Source organism: Polaribacter ponticola, assembly GCF_026191475.2.
Classification (GTDB): Bacteria; Bacteroidota; Bacteroidia; order Flavobacteriales; family Flavobacteriaceae; genus Polaribacter; species Polaribacter ponticola.
This window is the reverse complement of record NZ_JAOSLC020000003.1, coordinates 177,756-202,318: the sequence shown is the minus strand read 5'-3', so window position 1 is coordinate 202,318 and position 24,563 is coordinate 177,756. Positions and strand designations below refer to the sequence as shown.

Genomic DNA, 24,563 nt, shown 5'->3' with positions numbered 1-24,563 from the left:
AATTTTATATTATGGATAGCTTAGAATGGAAAAACAAAGGCAAATTAGTATCTATTTATAACCAAAGAGTTTTTACTATAGATGTTGGTAATAAAGAAAAAGAAACACTAGTAATACTCCATGGTTACCCTACTTCTTCTTATGATTATTACAAAGTTTTACCAGAGTTAGCTAAAAAATATAGAGTTATTATTCATGATCATTTAGGCTTTGGTTTTTCTGACAAGCCTATAGAATACTCATACTCTTTAATAGAACAAGCAGATGTAGCTTTAGAACTTTGGAAACAATTAGGCTTAAAAAAAGTTACATTATTAGCTCATGATTACGGAACAAGTGTTGCTACAGAAATTATTGCAAGACATAATAAACAACAAATAAACCTTCAAATAAGTAGTTTAATTCTTTGCAATGGATCCATGCATATAGAGCTTTCTAAACTTAGAATTATTCAAAAGCTTTTAAGAAATAAAATTACCAGAAAATGGGTTGCAAAACTTACAAATTATCCCATTTACAGAAAAAATATTCGAAATGTGTATTTTGATAAAAATAAAGTTACTAATAATGAACTACAAGAAATGTGGTATCAATTAGAGCATAATAATGGTAAAAAAGTTATTCATTACTTATCTAATTATATAAACGAACGATACACTTTTTGGCATCGTTGGATTGGAGCTTTAAAAGAAACTCAAATACCAACAAAAATAATTTGGGCAAAAAATGATCCTGTTGCTATAGATTTAATAGCAGGTCTTTTAACCATAGAAATTCAAAATAACGAGTTATTCTGGATTGATAAATGCGGACATTTTCCTATGCTAGAAAAACCGAATGAATGGGTAAAACTAGTATTAAATTAAAAAAATCATGAATCAGGAATACTTTTACGTTCTTTTAATTTCCTAGAACCCTCATACAATTCGTACTTCACAAATTTACAGTTTAAATCACCATTTTTAAGCGCTATTCTTTTAGATGTTCTTAAGCCTACAGATTTTAAAGCATCTGTATCTGAAGTAATTAACCATGCAGTTGAGTCTGGATAATTATGTTTTAGAGTATCCCCTATTTTTTTATAAAATTCATTTGTATCTATATTTAATCTTTCTCCATAAGGAGGATTAAATAAAATTGTAGTATTACCAAAAACTTCTTTTGTAGAATTAAAAAAGTTAACATGATGTATTCCAATAAACTCATCTAAATTAGCATTTTCTACATTTGCTTTCGCTTTCTGTACTGCAGAAGGAGCTTTATCAAAACCCATTATTTTAAAATGAGAAGAACGAATTTTTTTTAGTAATGATTCTTGAATCGTAAAATACAAATCTTCATCATAATCTTTCCAATTTTCAAAGGCAAATAATTTTCTATTAATATTTGCAGGAATTTTGTTTGCAATCATAGCAGCTTCAATTAAAATAGTACCAGAGCCACACATAGGGTCAATAAAATTTTCCTCTCCTGTATAACCAGATAATAATACCATACCTGCTGCTAAAACTTCATTTATAGGAGCAATATTTGTTGCTGTTCTATAACCACGTTTGTGCAAAGAATCTCCAGAAGAGTCTAAAGAAACAGTTAGCCATTCTTTTTGTATATGAATGTGCACTTTTACATCTGGATATTTTAAATCTACATTTGGTCTTTTATGGTATTTATGTCTAAAATAATCTGCAATTGCATCTTTAGATTTTAATGAAATATAATGAGAATTGGATGTGAAATTCTTTGAATTTACAACTGCCCCAATTGCAAACGTACCATCAGCTTCTAAAAAGTTTTCCCATTTAATTTTTTGAATAGCTTCATATAAATCTTCTTCATCATAAACTTTACAAACTTTTATAGGTTTAAGAATTCTTACTGCAGTTCTTAAAGCAATATTTGCTTTATACATAAAACCTTTATCGCCTCTAAAAGAAACACTTCTAACAGATTCTTTAACATCTTGGGCTCCTAAATTTTTAAGTTCTGCTGCTAAAACACTTTCTAAACCAAAAAGTGTTGTTGCTGTCATTTTAAAATCTCTATCCATACTTGTAAAATTGACTGCAAAAATACTATTTATAAATAGGTTTTGTACTAATTAAAAAATTCATTTTAAGAAACGTAAGATTTGGTTACTTTTACAGACTTAATAACAAAATAAAAATAACCAATATTAATTATTAAATCTAATTAAGTTAAAACAAAAATGAAGCAAAAAGATTGGTTTACAGATTGGTTTAATACCCCATACTATCATATTCTTTATAAAGATAGAAATGATGAAGATGCTCAACTGTTTATGAAGAACATTACTTCATTTTTAAAAATACCTACAAATAATCATATTTTAGATTTGCCTTGTGGTAAAGGACGTCATGCTGTTTTTTTAAACTCTTTAGGTTATAAAGTAACTGGAGGAGATTTAGCTGAAAACAGTATTAAAAAAGCTAAAATTTTGGAAAATGAAAACTTAAAGTTTAAAGTGCATGACATGAGACAGCCTTTAAATAAACAATACGATGCTGTCTTTAATTTATTTACAAGTTTTGGTTACTTCGAAGAAGATAAAGAAGATATTTTAATTCTTCAGAATATTAAAAATGGATTAAAAAAAGGAGGTTATTTTGTTTTCGATTTTTTAAACGCCAATTTTGTTAAAGCGAATTTAATTGCTAAAGAGACAAAAATTGTAGAAAACATTACTTTTAAAATCACTAGAGAAATTACTAATGGCTTTATTATAAAAAATATTTCTTTTTTTGCTGATGGAAAAAATCATAATTACACTGAAAAAGTTAAGTATTTAGATTTAAAAAAAATGAAAGCTTATTTAGAAAAAGTAGGTTTTAATATTACCTTTATGTTTGGTGATTATAATTTAAATAATTTTGATATTAAAAAATCAAATAGATTAATACTTGTTGCAAAGTGAATTACATCTTACTAATTTTATCTGTTTTATTGGGTTCTTTTTTAGTGCTATTAATTAAACCTAGTACTAAAATTGTACGTTTATTATTGGCTTTTAGTGGAGCTTATCTTTTATCTGTTACAATATTACACCTATTACCAGAGGTTTACACTTTAAATTCTGAAAGTTCTAGAGTTGGTATTTTTATATTAGTCGGTATTATTTTGCAATCAGTTTTAGAGTCTTTTTCTAAAGGTGCAGAACATGGCCATATTCATATTCATTCTAATGGAAAAGAGTTTCCTACGTTGTTATTTGTGAGTTTATGTTTGCATGCTTTTTCTGAAGGATTACCAATTCACCATTCTGACGATAATTTACTTTGGGCAATTGTTGTTCATAAAATACCAATTGCAATTGTACTAACCACATTTTTAATAAATACTAATTATTCTAAAAAAATAGTATTTAGTTTCTTATTTTTTTTCGGATTAATGAGCCCTTTAGGTGTTTTATTAGGTGATAAAATTCCATTTTTCACAAACTATGCAACAGAAATTACAGCTTTAATAATTGGTGTTTTCTTACATATTTCTACAATTATCCTTTTTGAAAGTACTGAAAATCATAAGTTTAACTTACAGAAATTTGTTGCTATACTTTTAGGTGTTTTATTAACTGTTTTTACTTTATAATATTTTACTTATTTTTAAGAAAAGAAATATACCTACATATAGGTATATAATTATTAATAAGTTTTTAGATATTTGAATAAGTATTAACTAAAATAAAACTAAGTGATATGGAAATTAAAAAAAACCTAGAAATTCTATACTAACTTTAAATAGATCTTCAGGAAATCCTTTAGATGAAATTTTAAATTTAGCTTACACACCCTATGTTAAATTTGTACATCATATAATTGAAAATGGCGCAAAAGATAAATTCTATTTTGTTGTATTATTTCTAGCGAAAGAAAAAGCTAAAGTTAATAGTACTGGTATAGAACTTAAAGATGGAAAAATAAAAATTAATATTGATGTAACCCCCAAAGGTAAAGGTAAAGATTCTATCTCTCAATTAGTTTTTAATGCAGATGAAGTTCCAGAAATAAGAAATACACTAGAAAAAAATAAGTATTGATTATGAAGTAAATATTAATTTCAGTGAGTATTTGAATGATAAAAATGAAACAATTATAGCTGGATCAAATCCAACAGGTGGTACAACAGAGCCTGCAGACCCTTATCCACCAGCAAAGAAAAAAATAGAATTATAATTTTTTATGTATAAAAAAATAATATTAACTTTTCTTATTATAAAATCGATAACTTGTTTTTCTCAAAATGAATTATCGATTTTTGAGTTAAATGATTCTATAGAACATTATATTAAGTTTAGAAATAAAATAAAAGCTAAAATAAATATTGATAAAATGGCTTTATTAAATTTTAAAAACGAAAATGAAATCTACCTTTTAGACAAAAATATATATTACTACCACTTTATATTACGGCAAAACGATAGCTGTAGACAAATTTTAAATAAAATTAATTCATATAGTAAAAGATTAAACAAAAAAAACTTAACTAATTACTATACTAATCTAGCTTATTTCTACAAGACAAATAATGAGCTAGATTTAAGCATTAATAATTATATTAATGCATTATCTTTAATAAAATTTGATTCTGATAAAACTTCACAAAGAATAAGTATTTATGCAGGTTTGTCTGCATTATATGGCCAAATTAATAACAAAAAAAGAGTTATTTTATATTAAGCTATATTTAAAAGAAGCTTATAATGGAATAGATAAAAATAGAATTGGTTATGCATTAAATTTATTAGGAATTTATTATGAAAAAAATAATGAGTATGAAAACGCTTTAATTAACTTTAAAAAAGCCTTAAATTATATGGATAGAACTATCACTAGAAATACAATTTTTCAAAACATTAGTTCTATTTATTTAAACTTTTATAACAACATAGATTCTGCATTATTTTATAATAAAAAAGCTATTAATGGTCAAACTTCAAAAAAAACATTAGCTTTTATACATAAAGATTTAGCTATTATTAATAAAAGAAAATACAACTTTATAGAAGAAAACAAAAACTTAAAAATAGCTTTAGAAAATATTAAACAAGATCCTTTTAAAGAATTAGAAGTAGATCTTTATAAATTTCTATCAGAAAACAATAAAGCTCTTAAAAACTACAAAACATCTCTTTATTATTTAGAAAAATATGATTCATTAAATGAAGTAGTTAAAAATCAATCTTTAATTGAAAAAGTAGAAGAAATTGAAACTAAATATCAAACAGAAAAAAGAGAAAGAAAATTTACAGTTAAAACAAGATAATTTAGAATTCGAAGCAAAAAACAAACAGAAGTTAAACTTACTAATTGCTGCTATTTTAACAATAATAGCAGGTAGTACTATTTACTTACTTTCCTATAAAAATTCGCAACGCAAAAGAAAACTTGCAGAACAACAAAAAGAACTAGAAAAACAAAAAAATATTACCTTTTTAAAAGAACAAGAAATTACAAACATAAATGCAATGGTTAATGGCCAAGAAAAAGAACGCAAACAAATTGCAGAAGATTTACACGACAATTTAGGTTCTGTTTTAGCTACTTTAAAACTACATTTTGAAAACTTAAAATTTAACAGAGAAAAGAAAAAAATTAATCAAGAAGAACTTTTTAATAAAACTGAAGAGTTAATAGATGAAGCATACTTAAAAGTTAGAAGTATTGCACATGCTAAAAACGCTGGTGTAATTGCAAATCAAGGGTTATTAGTTGCTGTACAAATGATGGCAGAAAAAATATCTTCTGCTGATAAAATTAATATTGATGTTTTAGATTTTGGCCTAGATAAAAGGTTAGAAAATAGCCTAGAAATTAGCGTTTTTAGAATAGTACAAGAATTAACTACAAATATTATTAAACATTCAGAAGCTAATAACGCAACGATTAATATTTCTTTATTTGATAAAAACTTAAATATTATAATAGAAGATGATGGAATTGGTTTTGATATTGATAAAGTTAATTTAAATAATGGAATGGGTATTAATTCTATAAAAACTAGAATTAAACATTTAAAAGGTGATTTTAAAATTGACAGTACAATTGGGAAAGGGAGTTCAATTATTTTAGATATACCCATAAATTAAATACCTATTAGTAGTGATTTTTTTTAAAAGTTAATTACTTACTTTTGATAAAAATGAAACCAATGATTACAATAATAATGGCAGAAGACCATCAAATGTTAATAGATGGAGTAAAATCTTTCTTTGAATATGATGAAGATATAAGTATTATTGGAACTGTAAATGATGGAGAAGAATTAGTAAAATTAGTTGATCTAAAAAAACCCAAACTTGTAATTACTGATATAAGAATGCCAAGAATGGATGGTATTGAAGCTACCAAAATTATCAAAAAAAATACCCTTATATTAATGTTTTAGCAATGACAATGTTTGATCAACCCGATGCAATTAAACAAATGTTAGATGCGGGAGCAACTGGTTATCTTTTAAAAAATTCTGGTATAAAAATGTTATCAAAAGCAATTAATACAGTTGCTAACGGCAAAACTTTTTTTGACCCTAATGTAGCTTTTAATTTTATGAATAATTATATTGAAGAAAATGTAACTGTAGGAAAAACAGCTAAAGTTACTTTATCAAATAGAGAAAAAGAAATTTTACATTTAATTGCAAACGGTAAAACATCAAAAGAAATTTCTGAAAACTTGTTTATTGCAAAAACAACGGTAGATACACATAGAAAAAATATGATTCGTAAGCTAAATTTAGCTTCTGGTAGTGAGTTAATTAAATATGCTATAGATATGAAATATAAATTTTAAAAGGAAAAGAATTTCATCTACTTTTTAATTAATATAAAAAAGGTTAAATTGTTATTTAACCTTTTATTTGTAAATAAACATTTTTAATTAGCTACTTCATTTATAAATTTAATTCTCATTAACCTTAATTCATCTTCATCATAATCGCCATCAAATTCGTCTAGAGCTTCTTGTATATCATCCGTTTCTGCTTCCATAAAATACTCATGAATTTCTTCTTGCTGATCTTCATCTAACAAATCATCTAAGGCATAATTAATATTTAATTTTGTCCCAGAAAAGATGATTACTTCCATTTCTTTTATCAACTCATTCATTTGTAAACCTTTCGATTTAGAAATGTCTTCTAAAGGTAATTTTTTATCTGTATTCTGTATTATAAATAATTTTAACCCAGAGTTAACCCCAGTACTTTTTACAATTAAATCGTCTGGTCTTAAAATATCATTCTCATCAACATAACCTGCAATTAATTTTACAAAATCTTTACCAAATTTTCTGGCTTTACCTTCTCCAACTCCATGAACTGTTGCTAATTCTTGTAATGTTATAGGATACTTTAAAGCCATATCATCTAAAGATGGATCTTGAAAAACTGCAAAAGGAGGAACTCCTTGTTTAGTTGCAACTTTTTTTCTTAAATCTTTTAATAGTTTAATTAAGTTTGCATCTGCGGCTACAGAAGATTTTGAATTTGTAATTATAGAATTATCATTCTCTTCATTATAAGAATGATCTTCTGTCATCATAAAAGAGGTTGGGTTATCAATAAAATTAATTCCATTTTCTGTAATTTTTATAACACCGTATTGCTCTATTTCTTTTTTAATGAAGTTTACAACTAAAACCTGTCTTATTAAAGCCATCCAATAAGATGCAGACCTATCTTTACCAATACCAAAAAAAGGTTGTAAATGTGTTTTATGAGAAGTTAATAACGCATTTTCTTTACCTACAATTGTATTTACAACTTCTTTAGATTTATATTTTTGAAGCGTATCTTTAATAACCTTTAAAAGTTTAACTACATTTTCTTTTGCTTCATGTTTTTTCTTAGGATTTCTTGAGTTATCATCCATATCAGCTCCTTCACCATTTATTGCATCAAATTCTTCGCCAAAATAATGTAGCAAATATTTACGCCTATTCATTGATGTTTCTGCATAACCAACAACTTCTTGTAATAGAGCATGACCTATTTCCTGTTCTGCAACCGGCTTACTAGACATAAATTTCTCTAGTTTTTCTATATCTTTATAAGCATAAAAAGCTAAACAATATCCTTCTCCATCATCTCTACCTGCTCTACCAGTTTCTTGGTAATAACTTTCTAAACTTTTTGGGATATCATGATGTATAACAAAACGAACATCTGGTTTATCAATCCCCATACCAAATGCAATTGTAGCTACTACTACATCGCAATCCTCCATCAAAAACATATCTTGATGTTTCACTCTTGTTTTTGCATCTAAACCTGCATGATAAGGAACAGCTTTAATACCGTTAACTTGTAAAATTTGTGCTACTTCTTCTACTTTTTTGCGGCTTAAACAATAAATAATTCCAGATTTACCTTCTCTTTGTTTTACAAATCGTATAATATCTTTCTCTACTTCGTTTGTTTTTGGTCTTACTTCATAAAACAAATTTGCTCTATTAAAAGAGGCTTTAAACCTATTTGCATCTGTAATACCAAGAGTTTTTAAAATATCTTCTTGTACTTTTTCTGTAGCAGTAGCTGTTAAACAGATAACTGGCACATTATCAATTGCACTAATTATATGTTTTAAATTTCTATATTCAGGTCTAAAATCATGACCCCATTCAGAAATACAATGCGCTTCATCAATAGCTACAAAAGAAATAGTTTGTGTTCTTAAAAAAGTAACGTATTCTTCTTTTATTAAAGATTCTGGAGCTACATATAATAATTTTGTAATACCATTTGCTATGTCAGATTTTACTTGAGCTACATCTGTTTTATTTAATGATGAATTTAAAACGTGAGCAACACCATGTTGTTCAGAGATACCTCTTATTGCATCAACTTGATTTTTCATTAAGGCTATTAAGGGAGAAACCACAATTGCTGTACCTTCTGCCATTAAAGCGGGTAATTGGTAACATAAAGATTTACCACCACCAGTTGGCATTATTACAAATGTATTATTATCATTAACAATACTTTTTATTACTTGTTCTTGTAAACCCTTAAACTTATTAAATCCAAAAAACTTTTTTAGAGGACTATGTAAATCCATATATTATATAATATTCATTTATTGTTAAAAGAAATATGAAACCTATTACTATATAGTTTGTTGAAACTTTTTTTATAGTAAATTTGCCTGTTTCATATATCTAAAGATATAACTTTTTTTATTCTGATAAAAACTTAAAGCTTGAAAGATAATTCTCCAATTATTGCTAACGCAAAAAAAACAATATTAGCTGAAAGCAATGCAATAGCTAAATTAGCTAATTTTATAGATGTAGCTTTTGAAAATGCTGTAAAATATATATATAATTCTAAAGGAAGAGTAATTGTAACTGGTATTGGAAAAAGCGCAAACATAGCTACCAAAATTGTAGCCACATTTAATTCTACCGGTACTCCAGCAGTTTTTATGCATGCAGCAGATGCTATTCATGGAGATTTAGGTAATGTTTTAGAAGATGATGTTGTAATATGTATTTCAAAAAGCGGTAATACTCCAGAAATAAAAGTTTTAGTTCCTTTAATTAAAAGTTACGGAAACAAAATTATAGCTATAACTGGTAATGTAGATTCTTTTCTTGGTAAAAATGCTGACTTCCCATTAAACACTTTTGTAGAAAAAGAAGCTTGTCCTAATAATTTAGCACCAACTACAAGTACTACGGCACAATTAGTTATGGGAGATGCATTAGCCGTTTGTTTATTAGAATTAACCGGTTTTACAAGCAAAGACTTTGCTAAATATCACCCAGGTGGTGCTCTTGGTAAACGTTTGTATTTACGTGTAAGTGATTTAATTAAAAACAACGAATTACCACAAGTATCAGAAAACGATACGATTGCGAAAGTAATAGTAGAAATTTCAGAAAAAAGACTTGGTGTAACAGCTGTAATAAAAAACAATAAAGTTATTGGTATTATTACAGATGGTGATATAAGGAGAATGTTAAGTAAAACAACAGAAATTAAAAATTTTGTTGCAAAAGATATAATGGGTAAAAATCCTAAAACTATTCATAAAGAAGCTATGGCTATTGAAGCTTTAGATACTCTAGAAAATAATAGTATTACTCAAATTTTAGCTGTTGATGATGATGATAATTATGCAGGTGTTGTGCATTTACATGATTTAATAAAAGAAGGTATATTTTAATGGAAGAGCAGCAACAAGAAATGTCCTTTTTAGGACATTTAGAAGAATTGAGATGGCATTTAGTAAGAAGTGTTGCTTCTATTTTTATTTTAGCAATCATCTTTTTTGCATTTGCAACTGAAGTATACAATCATTTTTTATTAGCTCATATTAAACCAGATTTTATTACTTATCAATTATTCTGTGATTTCTTTAATTTATTCGGAATGGACAGTGCTTTCTGTAATGTTAGTTTTGTTGATAAAAAATTACAAAGTATTAAAGTAACTTCTCAATTAATGAATTCTATTTGGTCTTCTTTAATTTTAGGTTTAATTGTTTCATTCCCTTATATACTATGGGAAATATGGCGTTTTGTTTCCCCAGGTTTAACTAAAAAAGAAATTCAAAAATCTAGAGGTTTTATTTTTATAGCTTCTACTCTATTCTTTTTAGGTGTATTATTTAGTTTTTATATTATAGCTCCTATATCTATTCATTTTTTATATAATTATCAAATTACTGATGCCATAGAAAATAGTTTTACATTAGAATCTCACATAGGCTTAGTTACTAATATGTTATTAGGAGTTTCAATTTTATTTGAATTACCAGTATTAATATATTTCCTCACAAAAATTGGATTAATTACACCTGAGTTTTTAAAAAAATATAGAAAACACGCATTAGTCGTAGTACTTATTTTAGCGGCTATTATTACACCTCCGGATGTAGCTAGCCAAGTTATAGTAGCAATACCGATACTTATTTTATATGAAATAGGTATTAAAGTTTCAAGAAGAGTCATAAAAAATCAAGAAAAGAATGCCAACAAAAGTTAAAGAATTCAATGATTATCGTGCTAAAATGAACGATAAAATCTTAGCTTCCGATAATAAAGTTATTAAACGTATTTTTAATTTAGACACCAATGCTTTTAAAGAAGGTCATCTACCAGTTAAAACTAAAGAATTACTAGGTTTAGTAGCTTCTGCTGTTTTAAGATGTGATGATTGTGTACAATATCATTTAGAATCTGCAATGAAAAATGGTGTTTCTAAAGCAGAAATGTTAGAAACAATGTCTATTGCAAATTTAATTGGTGGTACTATTGTGATACCTCACTTAAGAAAAGCTTTAGAATATTGGGAACTTTTAGAAGAAGAACAAAATATTTAATGCTTTTTTTAACTGTGTTAGTTTATAATGTTTAAGAGTGCTTTAAGATTCTTAGAATAAATATTATTTATATTTACACATATTAAAATAAACTTTTTTAGCGTTACACATATTTAAAATATATGATTTTAAGAGCAGAAAATATTCAAAAAATTTATGGCAGTAGAAAAGTTGTAAAAGGCATTTCTTTAGAAGTACAACAAGGAGAAATTATTGGTTTATTAGGGCCAAATGGAGCTGGTAAAACTACTTCGTTCTATATGATTGTTGGTATGGTAAAACCTAATTTTGGTAGTATTTATTTAAATGATGAAGAAATAACTGAAGACGCTATGTATAAGCGTGCACAAAAAGGTATTGGTTATTTAGCTCAAGAAGCATCTGTTTTTAGAAAACTATCTGTTGAAGATAATATAATGTCTGTTTTACAATTTACTGGTTTATCTAAAAAAGAACAAAAGATAAAATTAGAATCTTTAATAGAAGAATTTAATATTGGTCATGTTCGTAAAAACAGAGGCGATTTACTCTCTGGAGGAGAAAGAAGAAGAACAGAAATTGCTAGATGTTTAGCATCTGATCCAAAATTTATTTTACTCGACGAGCCTTTTGCTGGTGTAGATCCTATTGCTGTAGAAGATATTCAAAGTATAGTAGCACATTTAAAAGACAAAAATATTGGTATTTTAATTACAGATCATGATGTACAAGCTACGCTAGCTATTACTGATAAAACATATCTAATGTATAATGGTAGCATTCTAAAAGAAGGAACACCAGAAGAATTAGCTGCTGATGAAATGGTACGTAAAGTATATTTAGGTAAGGATTTTGAACTAAAAAAGAAGAAAATTTTTACTCCTTAAAAATTACCAAAATGCAAAGAGATACTGAAGGATTGTGTAAGATTTATTGGTAAGTTTTTTATCTTTAACAGTTAAAAAGTAATCTTCTAGATTTACTACTTCTAAAAATAACATAGAATTTTCTTTCCAATCTTTAACATTAGCTTTCTACAAATAAAAGCCAACTTTATCATTTATTTTAAAGTTCCAATAAAACTTCTTGAAGATTTAAACATCATTTAAATAATAAATTAGTTAATATTTCTTTTAGAAATATTAAAGATAAAACAGACCCCTTTATTTTTATCTTCTCTTTCACTTAAACTAATTGTACCTCCTAATCTTTTTATTATAGATTTTACTGTAGTTAAGCCTATTCCTGTATTGTTATTGCTTTCATTATTTAAGGTTTCAAACATTTCAAAAACCTTTTCTCTATATTCTTCTTCAATTCCGGGGCCATTATCCATATAAGTTAAATGATAATATTCTTCATCTTCATTTAAAATAACTTCTATAATTGCCTTATCTTCATCTGAAAATTTTCTTGAGTTAGAAATTAAATTTTGAAATATTTGAAGAATACCTATTTTAGAACAATTAATTTTTTTATCTAAACCATTTGAACTTAACAACATTTTATTCTCAAAATCGTTATTGCTAATTATACTTTCAAGTAACTCTTTTAAGTTAAAATCTTCATAAATTATATTTTCACTTGTAACTTTAGAGTAATTTAATATTTCATTTACAAGATTATTCATGTAAACAATTCTATTAGATATTAAATTAATATAGCCTTCTGCTTCAGTATTTTTGTAAAGGTCTAAATGGTCTTCTTTTAAAACATCTAGCAAAAAACTTACTCCATTAATTGGCGATTTTAAATCATGAGTTAAACGGTAAGCAAAATTATTTAATTGCTCATTTAATTTTTCGAACTTATCTTTAGCTTGACTTAATTCATTATTTTTTTCTTAACTCTAAAAGTCTTACAACCTGTTCTGCTAATAAAAGTAAGCTTTCTTTTTGGCTTTCATTTAATTCTTTAGGTTTGTTATCTATTACACATAAAGTCCCTAAAGGTTGCCCTTCCGAACTATTTAATGGTGCTCCTGCATAAAAAACTACATTAGGCTCTTGAGTAGTTAAAGGATTGTCGTGAAAACGTTCATCTAAATTAGCGTCGTTTATAATAAATAATTCTTTGGGTTGTAATATACTATGAGCACAAAAAGCAACATCTCTAGGAGTTTCCTTTGCATTTAAACCATATGTAGACTTAAACCATTGTCTTTTTTCATCAACTATAGAAACTAACGCTATTGGAGTATTGCATATACCCGCAGCTATTTTTGTTATAGCATCATATTCGTCTTCTGGTAAAGTATCTAAAATATTATATGAGTTTAAAATTTTTAATCTTTCTTCTTCGTTATTGGGGTGCTTTGCAGAAATCATAGATTTTTTTAAGGGGGTAAAAAATATTTTTCACATCTTCTTCAATGATAAAATTACGTATAATAAAATGATTATTGGTATAGAAATAAAATTTAATGTAAAAATTAAAATTATCGAAATTAATAAAAACAGGTATCTAATCCAGTTATTTTTTAACGAATACTCTTTAAACTTAAGAGAAAATAAAGGAATATCAGCATTCATAAGGTAACTTAAAACCCAAGTTACACCAATCAAAAAATAATTATTACTAATTAAATCTTGTACTAAATCAAGTTCTGAGTACATTTGAATAAGTGGCAACGAAATTACAAATAAACTCATTGCTGGTGTTGGTAATCCTATAAAAGAATCAGATTGCCTAGTATCTATATTAAACTTAGCTAACCTATAGCAAGCAGAAAGTGTTAATATTAAACCAATTATAGAAATATCAATAATTGAAGTATCAAATGAATTAGATCTACTTATTAAATTATCTTGTATTAATTTAGCCATAATAATACCTGGTACAACTCCACTAGTTACCATATCTGCTAAAGAATCTAACTGTTTACCCAAATCTCCGCTAACCTTTAATAATCGAGCTACAAATCCGTCTAAAAAATCAAAAAAAATACCAATAATTACAAAAATACCTGCTAAGACAAAATCACTTTGAACGGCAAATATTGTTGCTATTGTTCCACATAGTAAATTTCCCAACGTTAATAAATTTGGAATATGAGCTTTTATTTTCATTATTTCTTTTTGATTTTAGAAGCAAAAATAAGAAATCATAATTTGGCAGTTTTCAAAATAGTTTAATTTTTGTCATATTTGTAAAAATAAAAATCAAATGCCAAACTTTACTTCAAATTTTTCTCCTACTATGCCTTTTAGAAATGGTCATTTTAATACAATGTATAGGCCTTTATTTATGAAAGACGAAGTTAACTATCAAAGAAAAAGGGTAACTACTTGGGATAATGATTTTTTTGATTTGGATTTTTCTCTTGTAAATTCAGATACGCTAGTTTTGCTAATACATGGTTTAGAAGGTAGTTCAGAATCTAAATACATGACTTCAAATACAAAACATTTAAATAGTAAAGGTTTAGATACTGTTTGCTTAAATTTAAGAGGTTGTAGCGGAGAAGATAATTTATTACTAGCAACTTACCATAGTGGAAAAACTGAAGATGTAAGTTTTATAGTAGATCATTTAATAGAAAACTACGATTATAAAAACATAGTAATTGTAGGTTTTAGTTTAGGTGGCAATTTAACCCTTAAATATTTAGGCGAAAAAGGTAAAAATATTTCTCCAATAGTAAAAGGAGGAATTGCTGTATCTGTTCCTGTAGATATAGCTTCTGCAGAAATTGAAATGGATAAATTTAAGAATAAATTATATATGGAAGTGTTTTTTAAAACAATGAAAAACAAGATTTTAGAAAAAGCACATAAGTTTCCAGAATATAAATTAGATAAAGACAAACTTTTTAAAGCTACAAAATTTAAACATTTAGAATACTTATATACTGTACCGGTTTTTGGCTTTGATTGTCCTGAGGATTATTGGGCAAAAGCTAGCGCAAAACCTTACCTTTCTAAAATTAATAAACCCACCCTTCTTATAAATGCCAAAGATGATACTTTTTTATCTAAAGAATGTTATCCTTTTGAAGAAGCAGAAAATTCTAATTATTTTTATTTTGAAGAAACTAAATTTGGTGGTCATTGTGGCTTTATGTCTTCTTTTAAGCCACAAGAAAACAGATGGGTAGAAAATAGAATTTCTAGATTTATTAAAGAAAATATAGAATTAGATATTTTAGAAACAATATCTAGTTAAAACCATAGTTATTTTAGTAGGTTTTTAGATATTTGTTATAACTAATTTTATTTTTGTGAAATATAGATTTTTACTTTTTATTATTACTTTTCCTTTATTTTTAAATGCGCAAGCTTTTAGAAATTACTCTAACGAATTTTTAAATATTGGTGTGGATGCTGCTGCTCTTGGTAAAAGTAAATCTGTGGTTGCAACAACCAATAATGTAAATGCTATTTATTGGAATCCTGCTGGTTTAGTAGGTATAGAAGATTACCAAGGTTCATTAATGCACGCTTCTTATTTTGCCGGAATTGCAAATTATAATCATGCAGCTTTTGCTATGCCAATAGACAAAAATAGTGCAATTGGTATTTCTTTAATTCGTTTTGGTGTAGACGATATCTTAAACACTACTTCTTTAATTGATAGTAATGGAAATATTGATTTTAATAGAATTAGTTTATTTTCTGCAGCAGATTATGCATTTAACTTTGCTTATGCTAGAAAATTAATTTTTAAAGATGTAAAGTTTGGTGTTAATGCAAAAGTAGTTCGAAGAATTATTGGTGATTTTGCAACTTCTTGGGGGTTTGGACTTGATGCTGGTATTCAGTTTGAAAGAAATAACTGGAAATTTGGGTTAATGGCTAGAGACATTACAACTACTTTTAATAGTTGGGCTATAGACGAAGATGAATTCAATAAAATTAAAGATGCTATTCCAGGCCAAAACCAAGAACTACCAGAAACTACCGAAATTACCAAACCTAAATTACAAATTGGTATTGCTAAAGACTTTAGAATTGGTAGATATTTTAATTTGCAAACAGAAATAGATTTAAATATTCGTTTTGAACAAACAAACGATATTTTTTCATCAGAAATTGCGAGTATAGACCCTGCTTTAGGGTTTCAATTAGATTATGATCAATTAGTTTTTCTTCGTTTAGGAGTTGGAAATTTTCAATATATTACAGAATTTGATAACTCAAAATCTTTATCTACACAGCCAAATTTTGGTGTAGGTTTTAATTATAGAGGAATTCAAGTGGATTATGCTTTAACAAATATTGGAAGTGTTGGTAATGCTTTATTTTCTAATATTTTTTCTATTACTTTAGATTATAGTTTTTTTAGAAGATAATATTTATGAAAAAAATATTTACTAATTCTCTTTTTATTTAGTCATACATTTCATTTAAATTCACAAGTAAAATTATCTGAAGAGTCAGAAATAAGTATTGTAACTGCTGGTCCTGGTGCAGAATTATATGAAGCTTTTGGTCATTCTGCAATACGTGTTAAAGACCCTGTTATAAAATTAGATTTAATTTATAATTATGGAATGTTCGATTTTAACGCTCCTAATTTCTATTCTAATTTTACAAAAGGAAAATTACTTTATCGCTTAGGAAGATACAAGTTTGAGTACTTTTTAAGAAGTTATAATAGAGATAAACGCTGGGTAAAACAACAAGTACTTAACTTAAACCAATTAGAAAGACAGCAATTTTTTATCTTTTTAGAAAACAATGCCCATCCCAAAAATGCAAATTACTTTTACGATCCGTACTTTAACAATTGCGCTACTAAACTAAGAGATATTACAACTTCTATACTTGGAAATAAAGTAGTTTTTAGTGATAAAAACACACCCAATAATCAATCTTTTAGACAGTTAATGGATAAAGAGATTCCTTGGAATACTTGGGGGAGTTTTGGAATTAATTTAGCTTTAGGAAGTAAATTAGACCAAAAAGCAGAATTTAAACAATACATGTATTTACCTGATTATGTGTATTCTATTTTCAAAAATAGTGATTTATATATTAAAAATCAAAAATCAGCACTAATAAAGAGAGAAGATATTCTTTTAAATTATAAAGAAAAAGAACTAGAAATTTCTACACTAAATCCTTTTTTAATTTTTAGCATTATTTCATTAATAGGCCTTTTCTTTACATATAAAGACTTTAAGAATAATAACGTAACAAAATGGGTAGATTTCACCTTACTTTTCTCTACAGGTTTTATTGGTATTGTAGTTCTATTTTTATGGTTTTTTACAGACCACTCCACTACTCCAAACAATTTTAATTTTTTATGGGCTTTTGCGCCAAATTTATTCGTTTCTTTTTTGGTTTTTAAAAAAAATAAAACAATAAAATTAAAAATGTATTTTAAATTTTTGACCTTATTAATGTTAACAATTCCTATTCTTTGGTTTTTTGAAGTTCAATTATTTCCTATTTCTATTTCTCCTTTCTTAATTCTTTTACTAGTTAGATATCTCTTTTTATCAAAAGAACTGAAATAGTTAATTAATTTTCTTTTTATGATAATTTTAGTAGTATATTTTTGATGAAAATTCTACATTTGGTAATAAAATTGATCGATAATGAACAAACAGATTATAGAATGTGTTCCTAATATTAGTGAAGGAAGAGATATTAATAAAATTAATATTATAGCTAATACTGTTAAAACAGTAGAAGGTGTAAAACTATTAGATATAGATCCTGGTAAAGCAACTAACAGAACAGTAATTACCTTTGTTGGTGAGCCTAAAAATGTGATTGAAGCTGCTTTTAGATTAATTAAAAAAGCTTCTGAATTAATAGACATGAGTAAACAAACTGGAGAGCATCCACGTTTTGGAGCTACAGATGTTTGTCCTCTAGTACCAATTGCAAATATTTCTATGGAAGAAACTGCAAAATTTGCACATAAACTAGGTAAGAGAGTTGGTAATGAATTAGGTATTTCTGGATATTTCTATGAAAATGCAGCAACATCAAACGACCGTAAAAACTTAGCCACTGTTCGTTCTGGTGAATATGAAGGTTTAAAAGATAAGCTATCTAACCCAAAATGGAAACCAGATTTTGGTCCAACAGAATACAATAAACAAGTAACTACTTCTGGAGTTACAGCAATTTCTGCTCGAGATTTTTTAATAGCCTATAATGTAAATTTAAATTCTACTTCTACAAGAAGAGCAAACGCTATTGCTTTTGATATTAGAGAAAACGGAAGAGCAAAAGTAATTAACGGTAAAAAAGTATTAGATAAAAATGGTGAGGTAGAAAGAATTCCTGGAAAACTAAAAGCTGTAAAAGGAATTGGTTGGTTTATTGATGAATATGGTATTGCACAAATATCATATAACTTAACAAACATTACTATAACATCGATGCATGAAGCATTTTATGAAACTGATTTAGCTGCGACAAAACGTGGGTTACGTGTTACTGGTTCAGAATTAGTAGGTTTAGTACCCTTAAACGCAATGTTAGATGCTGCAGATTTTTATTTAATTAAACAGCAACGTTCATTAGGTATAAGTGAAAGTGAAAAAATAAAAATAGCTATAAAATCATTAGGCTTAGATGATCTAAAACCATTTAATCCTCAAGAAAGAATTATAGAGTATGTAATGAATTCTGACGCTGATAAAAAACTTATTGATTTTACAGTAAAAGATTTTGCTGAGGAAACCGCTTCTGAATCTATGGCTCCAGGTGGTGGAAGTATATCTGCATATGTTGGTGCTCTTGGAGTTTCTTTAGGAACAATGGTAGCAAATTTATCTGCTCATAAAGCTGGTTGGGATTCTAAATGGGAATATTTTTCTGATTGGGCAGAAAAAGGTCAGAAATATAAAAGCGAATTATTATTTCTAGTGGATGAAGACACTAATGCATTTAATAAAATTATTGATGGATTTAGAATGCCAAAAACAAATGATGATGAAATAGAACTTAGAAAAGAAGCAATTGAAAATGCAACGAAATATGCTACAGAAATACCTTATAAGGTTATGGAAACTGCATATAACTCGATAGAAGTTATGATCGAAATGATGAAAACAGGAATTCAAAACTCACTTTCTGATGCTGGAGTTGGAGTTTTATGTGCTAAAACTGCAGTTACAGGTGCTTATTTTAACGTAAGAATTAATGCTAAAGATATTAAAGATAGAGAGTTTGCTAAAAATATATTAGCTAAAGCAGAAATAATTTATAAGAATACAAAAAAATTAGAAGATGAAATGATGGGAATTATAAATTCTCAAATTTAATTTTAGTACTCTTAACTAAACTAAAGTTCTTATATTTTAGTTTAGTTAAGTTTTAATATTATTAATTTCCATTTAAAAATGGAATTCAACTATAATTATATAAAAATATAATATGGCAATAAACAATTTAGAAATTATAGATTATCAACCACAATATGCTAAAGATTTTTATAATTTAAATGTAGAATGGTTAAAAAAATATTTTTACGTAGAACCTTATGATGAAAAGATATTGAGTAATCCTAAAAAATATGTTTTAGAACCTGGTGGATATATTTTCTTTGCTAAATATAATGATGAAATTGTTGGTGTAGTTTCGTTAATTAACCAAAAAACATTTTTTGAATTGAGTAAAATGGCTGTTTCACCAAAATATCAAGGCCTAAAAATTGGCTTACAATTAATGAATTTTAGTATTAATTTTGCTAAAAATAAAAAATGGGAAAGTATAACATTATATTCACACAGAAGCTTAGTACCAGCAATCAATCTTTATAAAAAAATGGGATTTATAGAAATTCCTGTGGAAGAAAATTCACATTACGAAAGATCAGATATTAAAATGATATTAAAACTAAATTAACAAGCATATTCATTTTAAAGAAAACTTTTAATTGCTAATTCGTAGCCTTTTAAACCAAAACCAAAAAGAACTCCCTTTGCAGCTGGTGCAATAAAACTATGATGCCTAAATTCTTCTCTGGCATGTATATTAGATATATGTAATTCTACAACAGGAGTATTAATCCCTTTTACTGCATCTCCAATACCTACAGAAGTATGTGTATAAGCAGCAGCGTTTAATATGATACCATCATAATCAAAACCTACTCCGTGTAATTTATCAATCAACTCTCCTTCAATATTAGATTGAAAATAAGATAATTCTATAGTTGAAAACTTTAATTTAAGTTCTTCAAAAAATTCTTCAAAAGTTTGAGAACCATAAATTTCTGGTTCACGTTTTCCTAAAAGATTTAAATTAGGTCCATTAATTATTATTATTTTCATAAATCAAAAATACAATTATTTTCTACAAAAAAAGGAGCGATTTTTAAAACCACTCCTTTAATGTAAATTATAAATAAAATGTAATTACATGTTAAACATTATTCCAAAACCAATATTAGCAATGGTTATTTTATCTTTTCTTACTGCATTATAAGATAATGTTAAAAGTTTCTTATCACTTAGATTATAACCTACCATTGGCTTCCAATAAAGACCTCCATAATTTCCAGAAGAACTTATTTCAAAAGCCCATCCTAGATCAAAACCTAAAACATTTTTTTTGGAAGCATCATATCTAGAAGCTCCTGCTAAACTTAAGTTTGTAACTCCATCAAGACCATTCTTACTTGTATAAAACTGCAAATTTGAAGCAAAACCTAAATCCCATTTTTCTTTATAATTATAAAGATAGGTTGTGTTTGCTCCAAAACTAAAAGAAGTTACATTAGATACATCTGCTACAGGAATTCCTATATTTGCACCATAACTAAAAGCGCCTTGTACACTAGTTTAAAACCCAATAGCTAAAAAAGCTAACATTAAAAATAATTTTTTCATAATTCTTTATTTTTAATTAATATTATCGAATATAACATACTTACCTAATTATGAAATGGTTAAACGCTATTACTGATTATCAATTATTTTTAAAAATTGAAAGAGGATTATCTGTAAACACAATAGATAGTTATACAAGAGATCTAAAAAAACTTACTAAATTTTTAAAAGAAAATGAAATTAAATTATCTCCTATTACAATAGATAACAATATCATAAAAAAATTTATTTATGATATAGCTAAAGAAATTAATCCCAGAAGTCAAGCAAGAATAATTTCTGGATTAAGAAGTTTTTTGATTATTTAATTTTTGAAGATTATAGAGAAACTAATCCTACCGATTTAATTGAAGCACCTAAAATTGGAAGAAAATTACCCGATACATTATCCGAAAATGAAATTAATGAACTTATAGCTGCTATTGATTTAAGTCATTCTCAAGGAGAAAGAAACAGAACTATATTAGAAACTATGTATAGTTGTGGTTTGCGTGTAAGCGAATTAATTACTTTAAAAATTTCTGATTTATTTTTTGAAGAGGGTTTTATAAAAGTAACAGGAAAAGGAGATAAAGAACGTTTTATTCCAATTCATTCTATTGCTCAAAAATATATTAGATTCTATATAAAAGATATTAGATGCCATGTAAGCACAATTAAAGGATTTGAAGATACTTTGTTCTTAAACAGAAGAGGCAAAAGTTTAACTAGACAAATGATTTTTACAATCCTTAAAAATTTGTCAATTAAAATTAATTTAAATAAAAAAATAAGTCCACATACTTTAAGACATTCTTTTGCTACACATCTACTTAAAAATGGAGCCGATTTAAGAGTTATTCAGCAAATGTTAGGACACGAGAGCATAACAACTACAGAAGTTTACGTTCATTTAGATAGAAGTTATTTAAAAGAAGTTGTAGAAACATTTCATCCTAGAAAATAAAAAATCCCACAAATTGCGGGATTTTTAAATATATTTTAAACAAATATTTTATTTTGCAACATTTACTGCTCTGGTTTCTCTTATCACAGTTACTTTTACTTGACCTGGATATGTCATATCATTTTGAATTTTCTGAGAAATGTTAAATGATAATTCAGCAGCTTTCGTATCGTTTACTTTACCACTTTCTACCATTACACGTAATTCTCTACCAGCTTGAATTGCATAAGCCTTTTGCACTCCTGTGAAACCAAATGCAATTTCTTCTAAGTCTTTTAAACGTTGAATATAAGAATCTAATACTTGACGTCTTGCTCCCGGTCTTGCTCCTGAAATAGCATCACAGACTTGAACAATTGGTGATAACATACTTTTCATTTCAATTTCATCATGGTGTGCTCCTATGGCGTTACAAACTTCTGCTTTTTCTCCATATTTCTCTGCCCATTGCATACCTAATAAAGCATGAGGTAGTTCGCTTTCTGTTTCGGGTACTTTTCCTATATCGTGTAGTAAACCAGCTCTTTTTGCTAATTTAGCGTTTAAGCCCATTTCAGAAGCCATAATTCCACAAAGGTTAGATACTTCACGAGAATGCTGTAATAAGTTTTGCCCATAAGAAGAACGATATTTCATACGTCCTACAGTTTTAATTAACTCAGGATGTAAACCATGAATTCCTAAATCAATCACAGTTCTTTTTCCTACTTCAATAATTTCTTGTGTAATTTGTTTCTCTGTTTTCTTAACAACTTCTTCAATTCTAGCAGGATGAATTCTACCATCAGTTACTAATTTATGCAAAGATAAACGTGCAATTTCTCTTCTAATAGGATCAAAACAAGAAAGAATAATTGCATCTGGAGTATCATCAACAATAATTTCTACTCCTGTTGCAGCTTCAATTGCTCTAATATTACGACCTTCTCTACCAATTATACGTCCTTTAACATCATCAGACTCTAAGTTAAAAACAGAAACACAGTTTTCTACTGCCTGTTCTACACCCACTCTTTGTATGGTTCCTAAAATAATTTTTCTAGCTTCCTGTTCTGCTGTTAATTTAGCTTCTTCAACAGAAGTTTGAACAAAAGCCATTGCTTCAGATTTAGCTTCATCCTTTAAAGAACTTACTAATTCTTTTTTTGCTTCATCAGCAGATAAACCAGAAATTTGCTCTAGCATATCTACATGACGTTTGTGCATTTTATCTAAATCACCTTCTTTCTTTTCTAAAAAATCTAGTTTAAAATTATAATCTTTTTCTTTGCTTTCTAAAGATTGATTTAATCTTTTATTTTTATCAACTTCAGAAGCTACTTTAGATTCTCTATCTCTAATTCTTTTTTCAACATCAGAAATTTTCTTTTCTCTTGATAAAATTACCTTTTCATGCTCAGATTTTAGCTCTATAAATTTTTCTTTTGCTTGTAAAATCTTTTCTTTTTTAACTGACTCTGCATCAATTTTAGCTTCTTTTAATATTGTAGCAGCTTCTTTTCTAGTTCCATCTAACATTTTTTTACCTTTCGATTTTTCCATCGATTTAAAGATTAAAAAACCTATTGCAATTCCTGCTAAAACTCCCAAAATAATGGGAAGTATCATTCCATCCATAATTTAAATTTAATATATAAAAAAAGCCTACGTTAGTTGGGTTTTTAAACTCCAATATGACATTTATAGGACTAACTAACTATTCAAGGATCCATTTAAAAACTGAAAAAAATCAGCATTTATGGCATGCTTTTGTAGTTAAGACTCATCCTTCATAATAGAATAGTGTTGAGTTTAATAAACAATTACTAACGTAGGCAGTGTGTTGTTAATGTATTTTAATGAACTTATTCTAAATGATTACTTACCAGATTAGTAAGTTCATTTAATTTTTCTAATTCTTCTTTTTTTGTGTCGCTTTTATCTAAAGATAATATTTCTAATTTAGAAGCAAATTGTAATGCAGACATTGCTAAAACATCTTGTTTATCACTAACTGCATAATTTTGCTCATACATAGAAATTAAATTATTTATTGCTGTAGCTGCTTTACGCATACCTTCTTCTTCTTTAGTATTACTAACACTTAAAGGGTATGTTCTGCCTGCAATAACAATATTAATCTTTAATTTTTCCACAATTTAAAGAACTTTATTCTTGTAATTGAATAATACATTTATCAATTTCTCTAATTAATGCATTAATTTTCAACTTTGTATCTTTTGTATCTGTACCACTGCCTTCAATAGCTTTTGCAATTTTTAGTAGATCAAAATCTTTTTTATGTTCTACAATTAATTGCTCTTTTTCTATAAGTTGATTTTGTAATTTGCTGTTACTTTGAAGCAATATTTGATTTTCATTTTTTAAAAACTCATAATTAGAAAGAAGTTTTTTCAACTTATCTTCCAGTAAATGAATTGCTTCTAGTGTATTACTCATCTTACTTTTTAGAATAAACTATCTCTACAAAGTTAACATTCTGTTTTAAACCTTACAACATTTTA

General features: G+C 26.9%; 26 protein-coding genes, 1 other RNA gene and 1 pseudogene. 17 read left to right on the top strand and 11 right to left on the bottom strand.

Going from position 1 to position 24,563, the window contains the following annotated elements; translation table 11 throughout:
* The first annotated feature begins 11 nt into the window (after positions 1–11).
* Positions 12–866: an alpha/beta fold hydrolase gene (locus N5A56_RS05665; protein ID WP_265724613.1), complete on the top strand. Its 855-nt coding sequence runs from the start codon at positions 12–14 to the stop codon at positions 864–866.
* Between the two features lie 5 nt (positions 867–871).
* Here the strand turns inward: N5A56_RS05665 and N5A56_RS05660 are convergent, their stop codons facing one another.
* Positions 872–2,047 carry a THUMP domain-containing class I SAM-dependent RNA methyltransferase gene (locus N5A56_RS05660; RefSeq protein WP_265724612.1) on the bottom strand — a complete coding sequence of 392 codons (1,176 nt, stop codon included), beginning with the start codon at positions 2,045–2,047 and terminating at the stop codon, positions 872–874.
* A gap of 159 nt (positions 2,048–2,206) precedes the next feature.
* Here N5A56_RS05660 and N5A56_RS05655 point away from each other — a divergent pair, with 159 nt between their 5' ends.
* From N5A56_RS05655 to N5A56_RS17365, 6 genes are all read left to right on the top strand, one after another.
* The gene (locus tag N5A56_RS05655; protein ID WP_265724611.1) at positions 2,207–2,932 is read left to right on the top strand and encodes a class I SAM-dependent methyltransferase; all 726 of its coding nucleotides are present in this window, start codon (positions 2,207–2,209) and stop codon (positions 2,930–2,932) included.
* A complete protein-coding gene (locus tag N5A56_RS05650) occupies positions 2,929–3,606 on the top strand; it encodes a ZIP family metal transporter (protein WP_265724610.1) in 678 nt (225 codons plus the stop codon). Before N5A56_RS05655 ends, N5A56_RS05650 begins: the two co-directional genes overlap by 4 nt.
* Before the next feature lie 1,047 nt (positions 3,607–4,653).
* Positions 4,654–5,280, top strand: coding sequence for a hypothetical protein (locus tag N5A56_RS05645; RefSeq protein WP_274270264.1), 627 nt, complete (start codon positions 4,654–4,656; stop codon positions 5,278–5,280).
* Positions 5,222–6,103, top strand: a complete 882-nt coding sequence (locus N5A56_RS05640; protein WP_274270263.1) for a sensor histidine kinase — start codon at positions 5,222–5,224, stop codon at positions 6,101–6,103. The genes N5A56_RS05645 and N5A56_RS05640 overlap by 59 nt, the downstream gene beginning before the upstream one ends.
* Positions 6,104–6,165: 62 nt before the next feature.
* Positions 6,166–6,402, top strand: coding sequence for a response regulator (locus N5A56_RS17370; RefSeq protein ID WP_337994767.1), 237 nt, complete (start codon positions 6,166–6,168; stop codon positions 6,400–6,402).
* Between the two features lie 8 nt (positions 6,403–6,410).
* A complete protein-coding gene (locus N5A56_RS17365; RefSeq protein ID WP_337994766.1) occupies positions 6,411–6,806 on the top strand; it encodes a response regulator transcription factor in 396 nt (131 codons plus the stop codon).
* An 83-nt stretch (positions 6,807–6,889) separates the two neighbouring features.
* On the opposite strand, the gene N5A56_RS05630 is transcribed toward N5A56_RS17365, so the two are convergent.
* Positions 6,890–9,070: an ATP-dependent DNA helicase RecQ gene (locus N5A56_RS05630; RefSeq protein WP_265724607.1), complete on the bottom strand. Its 2,181-nt coding sequence runs from the start codon at positions 9,068–9,070 to the stop codon at positions 6,890–6,892.
* A gap of 141 nt (positions 9,071–9,211) precedes the next feature.
* On the opposite strand from N5A56_RS05630, the gene N5A56_RS05625 reads away from it, so the two are divergent.
* The 4 genes from N5A56_RS05625 (at position 9,212) to lptB (ending at position 12,204) form a co-directional block, all read left to right on the top strand.
* Positions 9,212–10,180, top strand: a complete 969-nt coding sequence (locus tag N5A56_RS05625; protein ID WP_265724606.1) for a KpsF/GutQ family sugar-phosphate isomerase — start codon at positions 9,212–9,214, stop codon at positions 10,178–10,180.
* Positions 10,180–11,001 (top strand): twin-arginine translocase subunit TatC, encoded by an 822-nt coding sequence (gene tatC / locus N5A56_RS05620; protein ID WP_265724605.1) that lies wholly within the window; start codon positions 10,180–10,182, stop codon positions 10,999–11,001. The genes N5A56_RS05625 and tatC overlap by 1 nt, the downstream gene beginning before the upstream one ends.
* Positions 10,985–11,338 (top strand): carboxymuconolactone decarboxylase family protein, encoded by a 354-nt coding sequence (locus N5A56_RS05615; RefSeq protein WP_265724604.1) that lies wholly within the window; start codon positions 10,985–10,987, stop codon positions 11,336–11,338. The genes tatC and N5A56_RS05615 overlap by 17 nt, the downstream gene beginning before the upstream one ends.
* Before the next feature lie 122 nt (positions 11,339–11,460).
* Positions 11,461–12,204, top strand: coding sequence for an LPS export ABC transporter ATP-binding protein (gene lptB / locus N5A56_RS05610; RefSeq protein WP_265724603.1), 744 nt, complete (start codon positions 11,461–11,463; stop codon positions 12,202–12,204).
* Between the two features lie 230 nt (positions 12,205–12,434).
* Here lptB and N5A56_RS05605 read toward each other — a convergent pair whose 3' ends face one another.
* The 3 genes from N5A56_RS05605 to N5A56_RS05595 all read right to left on the bottom strand — a co-directional run bounded on the left by N5A56_RS05605 (position 12,435) and on the right by N5A56_RS05595 (position 14,385).
* Positions 12,435–13,058 (bottom strand): sensor histidine kinase, encoded by a 624-nt coding sequence (locus N5A56_RS05605; protein WP_274270566.1) that lies wholly within the window; start codon positions 13,056–13,058, stop codon positions 12,435–12,437.
* Between the two features lie 91 nt (positions 13,059–13,149).
* Complete coding sequence (locus tag N5A56_RS05600; protein WP_274270262.1) at positions 13,150–13,644, bottom strand: GAF domain-containing protein; 495 nt, start codon at positions 13,642–13,644, stop codon at positions 13,150–13,152.
* A gap of 30 nt (positions 13,645–13,674) precedes the next feature.
* The gene (locus tag N5A56_RS05595; RefSeq protein ID WP_265724601.1) at positions 13,675–14,385 is read right to left on the bottom strand and encodes a CDP-alcohol phosphatidyltransferase family protein; all 711 of its coding nucleotides are present in this window, start codon (positions 14,383–14,385) and stop codon (positions 13,675–13,677) included.
* 97 nt (positions 14,386–14,482) lie between these two features.
* Here N5A56_RS05595 and N5A56_RS05590 point away from each other — a divergent pair, with 97 nt between their 5' ends.
* The 5 genes from N5A56_RS05590 to N5A56_RS05570 all read left to right on the top strand — a co-directional run bounded on the left by N5A56_RS05590 (position 14,483) and on the right by N5A56_RS05570 (position 20,127).
* Positions 14,483–15,481 carry a YheT family hydrolase gene (locus N5A56_RS05590; RefSeq protein ID WP_265724600.1) on the top strand — a complete coding sequence of 333 codons (999 nt, stop codon included), beginning with the start codon at positions 14,483–14,485 and terminating at the stop codon, positions 15,479–15,481.
* A 55-nt stretch (positions 15,482–15,536) separates the two neighbouring features.
* A complete protein-coding gene (locus tag N5A56_RS05585; RefSeq protein WP_265724599.1) occupies positions 15,537–16,607 on the top strand; it encodes a putative type IX sorting system protein PorV2 in 1,071 nt (356 codons plus the stop codon).
* A 24-nt stretch (positions 16,608–16,631) separates the two neighbouring features.
* Positions 16,632–17,780 carry a lipoprotein N-acyltransferase Lnb domain-containing protein gene (locus tag N5A56_RS05580; protein ID WP_265726095.1) on the top strand — a complete coding sequence of 383 codons (1,149 nt, stop codon included), beginning with the start codon at positions 16,632–16,634 and terminating at the stop codon, positions 17,778–17,780.
* An 81-nt stretch (positions 17,781–17,861) separates the two neighbouring features.
* On the top strand, positions 17,862–19,544 hold the full coding sequence (ftcD, locus tag N5A56_RS05575) for a glutamate formimidoyltransferase (RefSeq protein WP_265724598.1): 1,683 nt from the start codon (positions 17,862–17,864) through the stop codon (positions 19,542–19,544).
* A 112-nt stretch (positions 19,545–19,656) separates the two neighbouring features.
* Positions 19,657–20,127 carry a GNAT family N-acetyltransferase gene (locus N5A56_RS05570; RefSeq protein ID WP_265724597.1) on the top strand — a complete coding sequence of 157 codons (471 nt, stop codon included), beginning with the start codon at positions 19,657–19,659 and terminating at the stop codon, positions 20,125–20,127.
* 14 nt (positions 20,128–20,141) lie between these two features.
* On the opposite strand, the gene aroQ is transcribed toward N5A56_RS05570, so the two are convergent.
* Together aroQ and N5A56_RS05560 are read right to left on the bottom strand one after the other, a co-directional pair.
* Positions 20,142–20,555, bottom strand: coding sequence for a type II 3-dehydroquinate dehydratase (aroQ, locus tag N5A56_RS05565; RefSeq protein WP_265724596.1), 414 nt, complete (start codon positions 20,553–20,555; stop codon positions 20,142–20,144).
* 84 nt (positions 20,556–20,639) lie between these two features.
* On the bottom strand, positions 20,640–20,918 hold the full coding sequence (locus N5A56_RS05560) for a hypothetical protein (RefSeq protein ID WP_265724595.1): 279 nt from the start codon (positions 20,916–20,918) through the stop codon (positions 20,640–20,642).
* Positions 20,919–21,163: 245 nt separating this feature from the next.
* Between N5A56_RS05560 and xerD the strand changes: the two are divergent.
* Positions 21,164–22,059: pseudogene (gene xerD / locus N5A56_RS05555) on the top strand (site-specific tyrosine recombinase XerD).
* Between the two features lie 48 nt (positions 22,060–22,107).
* On the opposite strand, the gene rny reads toward xerD, so the two are convergent.
* From rny to N5A56_RS05535, 4 genes are all read right to left on the bottom strand, one after another.
* Positions 22,108–23,676: a ribonuclease Y gene (gene rny, locus N5A56_RS05550; RefSeq protein WP_265724593.1), complete on the bottom strand. Its 1,569-nt coding sequence runs from the start codon at positions 23,674–23,676 to the stop codon at positions 22,108–22,110.
* Between the two features lie 46 nt (positions 23,677–23,722).
* Positions 23,723–23,850, bottom strand: a non-coding RNA gene (gene ssrS, locus N5A56_RS05545) — 6S RNA.
* A gap of 53 nt (positions 23,851–23,903) precedes the next feature.
* Complete coding sequence (locus N5A56_RS05540) at positions 23,904–24,194, bottom strand: cell division protein ZapA (protein WP_265724592.1); 291 nt, start codon at positions 24,192–24,194, stop codon at positions 23,904–23,906.
* A 13-nt stretch (positions 24,195–24,207) separates the two neighbouring features.
* Positions 24,208–24,498 (bottom strand): hypothetical protein, encoded by a 291-nt coding sequence (locus N5A56_RS05535; RefSeq protein ID WP_265724591.1) that lies wholly within the window; start codon positions 24,496–24,498, stop codon positions 24,208–24,210.
* Positions 24,499–24,563 lie beyond the last annotated feature (65 nt).

What these genes read in the sequence shown, in the direction of transcription:
- N5A56_RS05665 (WP_265724613.1), top strand. Translation starts at nt 12, where the DNA reads ATGGATAGCTTAGAATGGAAAAACAAAGGCAAATTAGTATCTATTTAT.
- N5A56_RS05660 (WP_265724612.1), bottom strand. Translation starts at nt 2,047, where the DNA reads ATGGATAGAGATTTTAAAATGACAGCAACAACACTTTTTGGTTTAGAA.
- N5A56_RS05655 (WP_265724611.1), top strand. Translation starts at nt 2,207, where the DNA reads ATGAAGCAAAAAGATTGGTTTACAGATTGGTTTAATACCCCATACTAT.
- N5A56_RS05645 (WP_274270264.1), top strand. Translation starts at nt 4,654, where the DNA reads ATGGCCAAATTAATAACAAAAAAAGAGTTATTTTATATTAAGCTATAT.
- N5A56_RS17370 (WP_337994767.1), top strand. Translation starts at nt 6,166, where the DNA reads ATGATTACAATAATAATGGCAGAAGACCATCAAATGTTAATAGATGGA.
- N5A56_RS17365 (WP_337994766.1), top strand. Translation starts at nt 6,411, where the DNA reads ATGTTTGATCAACCCGATGCAATTAAACAAATGTTAGATGCGGGAGCA.
- N5A56_RS05630 (WP_265724607.1), bottom strand. Translation starts at nt 9,070, where the DNA reads ATGGATTTACATAGTCCTCTAAAAAAGTTTTTTGGATTTAATAAGTTT.
- tatC (WP_265724605.1), top strand. Translation starts at nt 10,180, where the DNA reads ATGGAAGAGCAGCAACAAGAAATGTCCTTTTTAGGACATTTAGAAGAA.
- N5A56_RS05615 (WP_265724604.1), top strand. Translation starts at nt 10,985, where the DNA reads ATGCCAACAAAAGTTAAAGAATTCAATGATTATCGTGCTAAAATGAAC.
- lptB (WP_265724603.1), top strand. Translation starts at nt 11,461, where the DNA reads ATGATTTTAAGAGCAGAAAATATTCAAAAAATTTATGGCAGTAGAAAA.
- N5A56_RS05600 (WP_274270262.1), bottom strand. Translation starts at nt 13,644, where the DNA reads ATGATTTCTGCAAAGCACCCCAATAACGAAGAAGAAAGATTAAAAATT.
- N5A56_RS05595 (WP_265724601.1), bottom strand. Translation starts at nt 14,385, where the DNA reads ATGAAAATAAAAGCTCATATTCCAAATTTATTAACGTTGGGAAATTTA.
- N5A56_RS05590 (WP_265724600.1), top strand. Translation starts at nt 14,483, where the DNA reads ATGCCAAACTTTACTTCAAATTTTTCTCCTACTATGCCTTTTAGAAAT.
- ftcD (WP_265724598.1), top strand. Translation starts at nt 17,862, where the DNA reads ATGAACAAACAGATTATAGAATGTGTTCCTAATATTAGTGAAGGAAGA.
- N5A56_RS05570 (WP_265724597.1), top strand. Translation starts at nt 19,657, where the DNA reads ATGGCAATAAACAATTTAGAAATTATAGATTATCAACCACAATATGCT.
- aroQ (WP_265724596.1), bottom strand. Translation starts at nt 20,555, where the DNA reads ATGAAAATAATAATAATTAATGGACCTAATTTAAATCTTTTAGGAAAA.
- rny (WP_265724593.1), bottom strand. Translation starts at nt 23,676, where the DNA reads ATGGATGGAATGATACTTCCCATTATTTTGGGAGTTTTAGCAGGAATT.
- N5A56_RS05535 (WP_265724591.1), bottom strand. Translation starts at nt 24,498, where the DNA reads ATGAGTAATACACTAGAAGCAATTCATTTACTGGAAGATAAGTTGAAA.